General features: G+C 59.0%; 9 protein-coding genes. 7 read left to right on the top strand and 2 right to left on the bottom strand.

Going from position 1 to position 9,885, the window contains the following annotated elements:
* Positions 1–210: 210 nt before the first annotated feature.
* Together queA and H8B14_RS20055 are read left to right on the top strand one after the other, a co-directional pair.
* A complete protein-coding gene (gene queA, locus H8B14_RS20050; protein WP_187317456.1) occupies positions 211–1,263 on the top strand; it encodes a tRNA preQ1(34) S-adenosylmethionine ribosyltransferase-isomerase QueA in 1,053 nt (350 codons plus the stop codon).
* A gap of 146 nt (positions 1,264–1,409) precedes the next feature.
* Complete coding sequence (locus tag H8B14_RS20055) at positions 1,410–2,096, top strand: 2-C-methyl-D-erythritol 4-phosphate cytidylyltransferase (protein ID WP_187317457.1); 687 nt, start codon at positions 1,410–1,412, stop codon at positions 2,094–2,096.
* 87 nt (positions 2,097–2,183) lie between these two features.
* Here the strand turns inward: H8B14_RS20055 and H8B14_RS20060 are convergent, their stop codons facing one another.
* Positions 2,184–3,038, bottom strand: a complete 855-nt coding sequence (locus H8B14_RS20060) for a hypothetical protein (RefSeq protein WP_187317458.1) — start codon at positions 3,036–3,038, stop codon at positions 2,184–2,186.
* Between the two features lie 209 nt (positions 3,039–3,247).
* Between H8B14_RS20060 and H8B14_RS20065 the strand changes: the two genes are divergently transcribed.
* The 3 genes from H8B14_RS20065 to H8B14_RS20075 all read left to right on the top strand — a co-directional run bounded on the left by H8B14_RS20065 (position 3,248) and on the right by H8B14_RS20075 (position 4,929).
* The gene (locus tag H8B14_RS20065; protein WP_187317459.1) at positions 3,248–3,823 is read left to right on the top strand and encodes a DUF4142 domain-containing protein; all 576 of its coding nucleotides are present in this window, start codon (positions 3,248–3,250) and stop codon (positions 3,821–3,823) included.
* A gap of 72 nt (positions 3,824–3,895) precedes the next feature.
* Positions 3,896–4,099: a hypothetical protein gene (locus H8B14_RS20070; protein WP_187317460.1), complete on the top strand. Its 204-nt coding sequence runs from the start codon at positions 3,896–3,898 to the stop codon at positions 4,097–4,099.
* A gap of 188 nt (positions 4,100–4,287) precedes the next feature.
* The gene (locus H8B14_RS20075; protein ID WP_187317461.1) at positions 4,288–4,929 is read left to right on the top strand and encodes a DUF4142 domain-containing protein; all 642 of its coding nucleotides are present in this window, start codon (positions 4,288–4,290) and stop codon (positions 4,927–4,929) included.
* A 132-nt stretch (positions 4,930–5,061) separates the two neighbouring features.
* Here H8B14_RS20075 and uvrA read toward each other — a convergent pair whose 3' ends face one another.
* Positions 5,062–8,208, bottom strand: a complete 3,147-nt coding sequence (gene uvrA / locus H8B14_RS20080; protein ID WP_261990113.1) for an excinuclease ABC subunit UvrA — start codon at positions 8,206–8,208, stop codon at positions 5,062–5,064.
* A 272-nt stretch (positions 8,209–8,480) separates the two neighbouring features.
* Here uvrA and H8B14_RS20085 point away from each other — a divergent pair, with 272 nt between their 5' ends.
* Together H8B14_RS20085 and H8B14_RS20090 are read left to right on the top strand one after the other, a co-directional pair.
* Positions 8,481–9,185, top strand: a complete 705-nt coding sequence (locus H8B14_RS20085) for a hypothetical protein (protein ID WP_187317462.1) — start codon at positions 8,481–8,483, stop codon at positions 9,183–9,185.
* Positions 9,186–9,267: 82 nt separating this feature from the next.
* Complete coding sequence (locus tag H8B14_RS20090; protein ID WP_187317463.1) at positions 9,268–9,726, top strand: hypothetical protein; 459 nt, start codon at positions 9,268–9,270, stop codon at positions 9,724–9,726.
* Positions 9,727–9,885 lie beyond the last annotated feature (159 nt).

Genomic DNA, 9,885 nt, shown 5'->3' on the forward strand with positions numbered 1-9,885 from the left:
GATAAAACAAAGAACGTCATGCTGAGCCTGCCGAAGCATCTCTACTGGGGAGTAATCAGAATTACTTTGGCGGTAGAGATGCTTCGGCAGGCTCAGCATGACGTTCTTTAAGCTTTTCGCCTGAAAAGTACCGATTAATCCGGCAAATCTATGTACTTTCGCCGGCTCAAATTTTTGTTAGCTTCCCCAGCTATTGCCGTTCCTGAACCTATGAAGCTCACCGAATTTAAATTCGAACTACCCGAGGCCCTGCTTGCCCAGCACCCGGCCAAGAACCGTGACGAATCGCGCCTGATGGTGCTGCACCGCAGCACCGGCAAGATCGAGCACCGCGTGTTCAAGGATATCATTGAATATTTCGGCGAAGGCGACGTATTCGTGGTCAACGACACCAAGGTGTTTCCGGCCCGGCTCTACGGCAACAAAGAAAAGACTGGCGCCAAGATCGAAGTGTTCCTGCTGCGCGAGCTGAACAAGGAAATCCACCTCTGGGACGTGCTGGTAGATCCGGCCCGTAAAATCCGGGTGGGCAACAAGCTGTACTTCGACGAAGAAGGCGAAGTGGTAGCCGAAGTAATCGACAACACTACCTCCCGCGGCCGTACCATCAAGTTTCTGTTTGATGGCACCGACGAGGAGTTCTACAAAGCCCTGCACAACCTCGGTGAAACGCCGCTGCCCCGCGAGAGCATCACCCGCGAAGCCGAGCCCGCCGACAAAGAGCGCTACCAGACGATTTACGCCAAGAACACCGGCGCCGTAGCTGCCCCTTCGGCGGGTCTGCACTTCACCCGTGAGGTATTGAAGCGCCTGGAAATCAAAGGTGTGGAAGTGGTACCCGTAACGCTGCACGTGGGCCTCGGCACCTTCCGCCCAGTAGACGTGGAAGATCTAACCAAGCACAAAATGGACTCCGAGAACTTCATCGTGCCTGGCTCGTCGGCTACGGTGGTAAACAAGGCGCTGGATGCCAAGAAGCGGGTGTGCGCTGTGGGCACCACCTCCATGCGCGCCATGGAGTCATCGGTGTCGGCCAACCTGCGCCTGAAGGCCAATGAAGGCTGGACAGACCGGTTTATTTTCCCGCCGTACGATTTTAAAATCGCCAACTGTCTGCTTACCAACTTCCACACCCCAGAAAGCACGCTGATGATGATGGCCTCAGCCTTCGCCGGCCACGAGTTGCTGATTGAGGCGTATAAGCTGGCTATCAAAGAGAAATATAAGTTCTTCAGCTACGGCGACGCCATGCTGATTCTGTAGAAGTCAGAGATGAGAGGCGAGAAGTGAGAATCGATATTTCTTGCCTTTTCCTTCCGAACGGCCCGGCTACCTTTGGTGGCCGGGCCGTTCTTGTTCCGCTTACCCTCCCCCGCCTCACTCCTCTCACTTCTGACTTCTCCCCTCTCATGTCCACCGATAGATTCGCCATCCTGGTAGCCGGCGGCAGCGGCTCGCGCATGGGCACCGAGCAGCCCAAGCAGTTTTTGCCGCTACTCACCGAGCCGGTACTGCTACACACGCTGCGCCGCTTTGCAGATGCCTCCCTAGGCATGCGCCGGCTAATAGTGGTGCTGCCCGCCGAGCAAATAGACACCTGGCAGGCACTATGCGCGCAGCACGCTAAGGTTCCAACGCACGAGCTGGTGACGGGCGGAGCTACGCGCTGGGCGTCGGTGAAGTGTGGCTTAGCGCTGCTGGAGAACGAAGCCACCGGCACCGTGGCCGTGCACGACGGCGTGCGGCCCCTCACGCCCAACCGGGTGATAGAAGCCACCTTCGAGGCGGCCTACAACCACGGCGCCGCGGTGGCGGCCGTGGTACCCAAAGACTCGGTGCGCAACCTGAGCCAGCAGGGCTCCTACGCCCTGAACCGGGCCCGCCTGCGGTTGGTCCAGACGCCGCAGTGCTTTGAAATCAACCTGCTGCGCCGCGCCTACCAGCTGCCGGAACTGACTACTTTCACCGACGACGCCAGCGTGGTAGAAGACCTGCACGCCATTCACATTGTGGAAGGCGACTATTGCAACCTCAAAATCACGACGCCCGAGGATATGCTGCTGGCGGAAGTACTGCTGCGCAAGCAGCAGGTATAAGCTGTTTTGTCGGCTTCACTAAAACAACAAACTGGCCGCCCTGCATATGCAAGGCGGCCAGTTTGCTGAGGTCAAAAACTGTTACGCTTAGCGGCCACCCAGGCGAATGGTGCGCGTGCGGCCGTTGCAGGTCACGGACGCAATATTGTCGCAGGCCTGCGTGCCGGTGGGGTCGTAGTTGAGGAGCAGGCTTTTGCCGCGGGCATTTTCGATGCTGACGGTGCCAGCCGTGAAAAACCGGGCACAGCCGGGCGTGAATACCTTGAGCAGCGGCTGCTGAATGGTGGCGGTGTACTGTATGCCGTTGCGGTTGGTACCGCTGGCGCCACCCGTCACGGCGTACTGGTCGTCGAGGATGGTGCGGGTGGCCTGGCCGGCCCGGCGGGTATATACGCGCCGCGAGTTCCAGGAGTGTGTGCCGTCCGTTCTGATAACGCTGGCGTTCTGCACGTTGAGCGAGTAAGAACCGTCGCCGAGGTTGGTGATGATGCGGGTGCCGGTGTGTTGGTTATCGTTGCGGAAATAGTCGACCAGTGTGATGGTCACGGTTGAGGCCTGCTGGCGAAACGGGCCGGCGAAAACGGCTACAATCTTGCCGCGGTGCGCCACGCCGTTGGGGCTGATGCAGTTGGTGGTGCCAAAGTCCAGGGTGAGCGTGCGGGTGGCAGGGTCCCAGGTGCGGGTGGCACAGCTGGGCAGCACCCGCGCCAGGTCCGCCGGTTCGGCCACGGCACCGTTTCGCATGCTGGCATCGGCAGGAACAGCCGCCTCCACCAAGTCGTTGAGGCTACCGGTTTCATCTTCAGCAGCCCCGGAATCCTCGGCTGACGCCACGCTTTCGGGGGCGGCCGGATCGTTGTCTTTGTTGCAGGAAGCAGTGCCGAGCAGCAACACACCAGCCGTGAGCACAGCCGCGCAGAGAGAAGGGAAAAAGGTTTTCATAAGAGTGCGAAGCAAGAAGAGGGTAGGAAGTAAGTTGGCGTATGGTGAAGCTTCCGGAAGCTCATTGCTTGGAAGCGCAGCTCACTATATAGTTTAACCGCGTTGCAGAACTTTTTTTGGGGTCTTCCTTTCAAGCTCCCCCCAACCACTCCTGCAACCGGCCGTATAGTCAACTGGGCTATTTCACAGCCCGCCAAATCCCTGATCTTATGCGTTTTTCTTCTACTTATTCCGCAGCTGTGTTACTGGTTGCCTTAAGCGCCTGCAACACCGAAAGCAATAAGGATCCGGTAGCAGAGGCCAAATTTCAGAACGAAAAGCGCATCGGCGACGCCAACGTGACCGAGAAGCAAGAGCGTGACGCCCTATTCTTGGTGACAGCGGCCAGCCGCTCTATGCTGGATACAGAAATCAGCCAGCTTGCCCAGCGCAAAGCGGCTTCTCCTGACGTGAAATACTTGGCGCAGATGATAGTGGGGCAGCACGGCACTATGCAGGCGGCACTCAACCAACTAGCCAACCAGAAAAGCATTGTGCTACCCAAAGGGCTTGGCGCCGACCAGGCCAGGACGGTAGGCGAGCTTACTGCTCTTACTGGCGCGGCCTTCGACCGCCGGTACGTAGAACTGCTCGAAGATGTACACAAAGCCAGTATCGATGACTTTGATGACATGAGTGAAGACGCCTATGATGGCGACATACGAGCCTTTGCGGCTACTTATCTGCCAACACTCAAAACGCACCGGGATGCTGCCGACAAGTTGGCCGACCAGCTTCCTAAATAATTTTTCTTTGTTTCCTATCACCCAATCATTCCCCTGTTTATGAAAACTCGTTTTTTTTCTTTTGCACTCTTAGTGGCTGCTCTATCCTTCAGCAGCTGCGGCGATAAGCGCACCGACGGCACTTCCGGCGAAGCTGTATCAACCATGGATGAAGCGGCCAGCAATGGCGGCGTAGAGGCCGATGCTACTGTTATTGATAACGACGCGGGCCCTACCGTTACGGCGGATGCCGATTCGGCTATGGCAGCTGATTCAGCTACTGCTCCGAATCCGTAAGCAGACGTTCAGACTACTGCAGGAAATGCCCGGTTTGCTTTATGCAGACCGGGCATTTCCTTTTTTAACGCAACTGAACAGTAGCAACCTTGCTAGAAAGCAGACCGTTAGCTGATCTATCAACCTATGGTATAATCAGCAGCTCCACACCCTGATTACTTATTTTACCATCACCAAAACTCTCACTCATGAAGCGCATTTTTTTAAACCTAGCTGCCGCCACCGTGCTGCTTTCTGCTGCTGCCTGCTCCAATGAGCGCCACGCCGACGAGATGGTCAACGGCGAATCTGTTGCCGGTGCTGATACAATGGGCGTTGCATCAGCGCCCTCCACAAATGATGACTCGGCTGGCACAAATGCGGCTGCTCCGGCCGGCGACCCAAACGGTCCTACGGCGCCTCATAAAGACGACCCGGAGTTTATGATGTCGGCAGCTCATTCCGATCAGAATGAGATTCAGCTCAGCAAGCTGGTCCTGGAGAAAGGTGCTACCGGCATGGCTAAAACCCACGCCGAAATGATGGTCACTGACCACACAAAGTCAACCGCAGATCTGACGGCTATTGCCAAGCAGAAAAACGTGACCCTCCCTACTGACATGGACGCTGAGCACAAAACCATTGCGGCAGCCATGCGCAAACTATCCGGCAAGGAGCTGGAAAAGGCCTTTATGGACCAGATGGTAGTTGACCATCAGAAAACGCTCAACACAATGGCCGCGCACCGCGCCATGACGCAAGATGCAGCTCTGCAGGGCTTCATTGATAAGACGACTCCAGTGGTAGCCAACCACTTGGGCATGTCGAAAGACCATGCTGGCATGATGTAAACAGCGCAGCAACTACGCCAATACCTTGGCTAGCTTGCATAATAAAGAGGCCCTTCATCCGCTGGATGAAGGGCCTTTCGCGTTTTTCGTGCGTCGGGAGTCAGCAACAACCTAATCTTGTGCTGTCCTGCTCTACATCTCCGCGTACCGGCTCAGCTTCAGCTCCTCGGCCAGGAAGCGGCTGGTGTGGCCTTTGCCGGACTTGGCTACCTGCTCGGGCGTGCCCTGGGCCACGATGGTGCCCCCCGCCCCGCCGCCCTCGGGCCCGATGTCGATGAGGTGGTCGGCTACCTTGATCAGGTCAAGGTTGTGCTCGATGATGAGGACGGTGTTGCCCTTATCGGCCAGCTTGTGCAGGACGACGGAGAGGTGGTTGATATCCTCGAAGTGCAGGCCGGTGGTGGGCTCGTCGAGGATGTAGAACGTCTTGCCGGTGTCCTTTTTGCTGAGTTCCGTGGCCAGCTTCACGCGCTGGGCTTCGCCGCCGCTCAGCGTGGTGGCCTGCTGGCCCAGGGTGAGGTAGCCCAGGCCCACTTCGTTCAGCGTCTGGATTTTGCGCAGGATGCGGGGCTGAAACTCGAAGAACTCCACGGCCTTTTCCACGGTCATGTCGAGCACGTCGGTTATGCTCTTGCCTTTGAAGCGCACTTCCAGCGTTTCGCGGTTGTAGCGGCGGCCTTTGCAGGTTTCGCAGGGCACGTGCACGTCGGGCAGGAAGTTCATTTCGATGGTGCGCATGCCGGCACCCTCGCAGGTTTCGCAGCGCCCGCCCTTCACGTTGAAGGAGAAGCGGCCCGGTCCGTACCCGCGGATTTTGGCCTCGGGCAGGTTGGCAAACAGCTGGCGGATTTCGGTGAACACGCCGGTGTAGGTGGCCGGGTTGGAGCGCGGCGTGCGCCCAATCGGCGACTGGTCCACCTCAATCACCTTATCAATGAACTCCAAGCCCTCAATCTTATCGTAAGCCAGCGGCTCGCGCTTGGCGTTGAAGAAGTGCTGGTTGAGGATGGGGTACAGCGTATCATGAATGAGCGAGGACTTGCCCGAGCCCGACACGCCCGTCACGGCAATCAGCTTGCCCAGCGGAAACTTGGCCGTCACGTTTTTGAGGTTGTGGCCTTTGGCCCCGCGCAGCACCAGCTCATTGCCTTCGCCGGCGCGCTTTTTCTTGCGCAGCTCAATGTGCTTCTGCCCGCTGAGGTACTGGGAGGTGAGCGAGCCGCTGGTAAAGATTTCGGAGGGCGTGCCCGAAGCCACAATCTGGCCGCCGTGGATGCCCGCGCCGGGGCCGATGTCCAGCACGTGGTCGGCGTGCAGGATCATGTCCTTGTCGTGCTCCACCACAATCACCGAGTTGCCCAGGTCGCGCAGGTGCTGCAGGGCCTTGATGAGCCGCTCATTGTCGCGCTGGTGCAGGCCGATGCTGGGCTCGTCCATGATGTAAAGCACGCCTACCAGCTGGGTACCAATCTGGGTGGCCAGGCGGATGCGCTGCGACTCGCCGCCCGAGAGCGTGCGCACCGAGCGGTGCAGGTTCAGATAGTCGAGGCCCACTTCCAGCAGGAAGCCGATACGCTTGCGGATTTCCTTCAGCAGCTCGCGCGCAATCAGGTTCTGGCGCTCCGAAAGGCGGTCTTCCAGCCCTTCAAACCACGCGGCCAGCTCGCTTAGGTCCATCACCGACAGCTGCCCGATGTGGTGGTCGGCAATCTTGAAGTGCAACGACTCCTTTTTCAAGCGGTAGCCGTGGCACTCGGGGCACTCCTTGGCCTGGGTGTACTGCTGAATCCACTCCCGGATGTTGTCGGACTCCGACTCCATCTGGCGGCGCAGAAAAGGGATGATGCCCTCGAAGGGCTCGGAGTAGTTGGCTTTTTTGGGGTCGGCGTCCTCGTCCTCGGGCACGCCGTAGAGCAGCCGCTCCACCAGGTCGGTAGGCAGTTTTTCGATGGGCGTGCTGAGGCTGGCTTTGTTTTTCTTGAGAATCAACCCCAGCTGCTGAAAAATCCAGATGTCCCGGTACTCGCCTAAAGGCGCAATACCGCCGCGGCTGATGCTGAGCTTCTTGTCGGGCATCACCGTTTCCTCGGTGATTTCCTGCACCTCGCCCAGGCCGTTGCAGGTGGGGCAGGCGCCGTAGGGCGAGTTGAAGCTGAACGTGTTGGGCGCCGGGTCGTCGTAGGCGATGCCAGTGGCCGGATCCATCAGGAAGCGGGAGAAGAACTGGGTGTTGTCCTTCTTCTTGTCGGCATCCAGCACCAGCATGGTGCCTTTGCCCTGGGTCAGAGCGTTCTGCACCGAGCCCGACAGGCGAAACCGGTCTTCCTCCTTCACCACCAGCCTATCGATGACGATTTCGATGTCGTGGATTTTGTAGCGGTCCACCTGCATCTTGGGCGTGAGGTCGAGCAGCTCGCCATCCACGCGCACCTTGGTGAAGCCCAGCTTGGCCACCTGCTGGAACAGCTCGCGGTAGTGGCCTTTGCGGCCCTTTACCACCGGGGCCAGCACCACCAGCTTCTTGCTGTCGTACTCTTTCAGGATGTAGTTGATGATCTGGTCGTCGCTCTGCCGGATCATTTTCTGGCCCGTGGCGTAGCTGAAGGCCTCGGCGGTGCGGGCGTAGAGCAGGCGCAGGAAGTCGTAAATCTCGGTGATGGTGCCCACGGTGGAGCGGGGGTTGCGCGAGGTGGTTTTCTGCTCGATGCTGATTACCGGCGACAGGCCCTCAATCTTGTCCACATCGGGCCGCTCCAGCCCGCCCATGAAGCTGCGGGCGTAAGCCGAAAACGTTTCCATGTAGCGGCGCTGACCCTCGGCATAAATCGTATCAAATGCCAACGACGACTTGCCCGAGCCTGAAATGCCCGTAAACACCACCAGCCGCCCGCGCGGAATCTTCACGGACACGTTCTTGAGGTTGTGCTCCCGGGCCCCGTACACCTCAATGTAGGGTGCTTCCAGATCGGCCGGGCCGAGAAGCTGGCCCTGAATGCGGGCCTGGTTTTCCAGCACCGCCTCGCTCACCTGCTCCTGGCGCGGCACGGCCTGCACGGCGGCGGTGCCGTGCCCGGTGGCGTTGTCGGCAACGGCAGCGGCAGCGGCTTTCGGAGATGGAGCCGCTTTCGGAGCTTTGGCGGGCTTGGGAGCCGGCCGAACTTCTGCTTCAGCAACGGCCACGGCGGGCTTCGTTGCTTTGGCCGGACGGGGAGCTTTGGCTACCGCCGGTTTGGCGGCAGCGGGGGAAGAAACAGAAGCGACGGTTGATTTTTTGGCCATGCAGCAACGAAGCGGATAAGTCTGCAAAAGTACGCAAAACGCGCCCGGCAGGCTACCCCCAATAGTTTATTTGCCAGCAGTTTTAGCGCCGCCGGCCCGGGGCAGCCGCCCGGTACAGCGGGGGCAGACGGTCTGTAACAACGTAGCCGCCCGAAATGTCCCGTCCGGCGCTAAAGTTGCGGCTGGGTGGCGGGAGTTGATGGCTGCTGCGGGAATGGGGTTTGGCGTTGTTCTTGCCTAGGTGCGGGTACACTCCTTTTTTGCCCTGCCTTATGAAACACTTCCTGAAATCGGGTTTAGTACTGCTGGGACTGGGCTTGCTGCTGCACAGCCCGACTGCTCAGGCCCAGGGCGGCTACGGCTATGGCCCCGGCATTCCGGCCTGGGCTCCGGCCGTAGGTCCTGAGGTGCAGTACTACTACCTCCCGGAAATAGACGGCTACTACGACCTCTACAGCCGCTCCTACTTATTTTTCGACCCGTATTACAACTCCTGGGTGAGTGCGCCGATGCTCCCCCGGCGCTTTGCCGGCTACGACCCACGCTTTTTCCATCCCGTCGTGATTCAGTACGTGGGGCGGCAGCCGTGGGGCTACCTGCAAGACCACCATGCCTACTGCGACCGGTGGGGCGTGCGCCCCGGCCGCTACTACGGCAACAACTGGCCTGGCCACGGCTACGTGGCAAATCCTTACGGCGGATATAGCGGCTACCGCAATGGCTACAACGATACTGGCTACAACAGCAACGGCTACAACACTGGCCGCCCCCGGTACGAGCAAAACCCTCCATCGGCTTACGGACGCCCGAACGGCAACTACCGCAACAACTCCAACGGCCGCGACGACAGCCGCGACTACCCGAGTCCCCGCAATAATCAGGACAGCCGTGGCAACTATGGTCAGGCCAATCAGCCAGCTCAGCTTGGCCAGCCAGCTCCGGGCAGCAACCGGGGCGGCCGCGGGCGGGTGTTTTGAGCCTGCTCAACCTGTGGCATAGTGCTGCCGTTAAGGGCAATACCTCAGATATTTATTTCTCTCGCTTCTTTTTCGTTCTCTCATGAAATTCCTTCCCAAACTGGCACTTTCAGGTCTGCTGGCGCTTTCGCTGCAGGGCCTGACGCACACCGCTCAGGCTCAGGTGAACATCAATATCAATCCACCAAGCTGGGGCCCCGCCGCGCCGGCCGGCACGCAATACTATTACGTGCCCGAGTACGGCGGCTACTACGATCTGCGCGACCAGCAGTATATCGTGCAGCGCGACGGCCGCTGGACCCGTGTGCGCAGCATCAGCGGCTACAATCCCAGCAGTTTCCACCCGGTAGTGATAGATTACCGGGGCAGCCAGCCCTGGTCGTTGATTGGACGCCACCGCCAGCAGTATCCGGCCAGCCTACCGCCGGGCCAGGTGAAGCGCTTGGAAAGCGGTAAAGGATTGCCTCCGGGCCAGGCCAAGAAACTCGGCTACGGCAATGGCAACGGAAATGGCAAAGGCCACGGCAAAGGCAAGCACTAGCTCCTTTGGCTGCGCAATCAGCGGCAGAAAAAGCCGACCCCGACGGGGTCGGCTTTTTTTTGGTTTATGGCAATGGGTAAAGCTGTATTTTCGGCCGCTCTTTTCCCGGTTTCCGTTGCTCGTATGGTTTTCAGCAGTCCGCTCTTTCTGTTCTATTTC

The organism is Hymenobacter puniceus (assembly GCF_014333525.1).
GTDB lineage: Bacteria > Bacteroidota > Bacteroidia > Cytophagales > Hymenobacteraceae > Hymenobacter.

Bases quoted from the DNA above. Each gene is read 5' to 3' on its own strand.
- queA (WP_187317456.1), top strand. From the start codon at position 211: ATGAAGCTCACCGAATTTAAATTCGAACTACCCGAGGCCCTGCTTGCC.
- H8B14_RS20065 (WP_187317459.1), top strand. From the start codon at position 3,248: ATGCGTTTTTCTTCTACTTATTCCGCAGCTGTGTTACTGGTTGCCTTA.
- H8B14_RS20055 (WP_187317457.1), top strand. From the start codon at position 1,410: ATGTCCACCGATAGATTCGCCATCCTGGTAGCCGGCGGCAGCGGCTCG.
- H8B14_RS20075 (WP_187317461.1), top strand. From the start codon at position 4,288: ATGAAGCGCATTTTTTTAAACCTAGCTGCCGCCACCGTGCTGCTTTCT.
- H8B14_RS20060 (WP_187317458.1), bottom strand. From the start codon at position 3,038: ATGAAAACCTTTTTCCCTTCTCTCTGCGCGGCTGTGCTCACGGCTGGT.
- H8B14_RS20090 (WP_187317463.1), top strand. From the start codon at position 9,268: ATGAAATTCCTTCCCAAACTGGCACTTTCAGGTCTGCTGGCGCTTTCG.
- H8B14_RS20085 (WP_187317462.1), top strand. From the start codon at position 8,481: ATGAAACACTTCCTGAAATCGGGTTTAGTACTGCTGGGACTGGGCTTG.
- uvrA (WP_261990113.1), bottom strand. From the start codon at position 8,208: ATGGCCAAAAAATCAACCGTCGCTTCTGTTTCTTCCCCCGCTGCCGCC.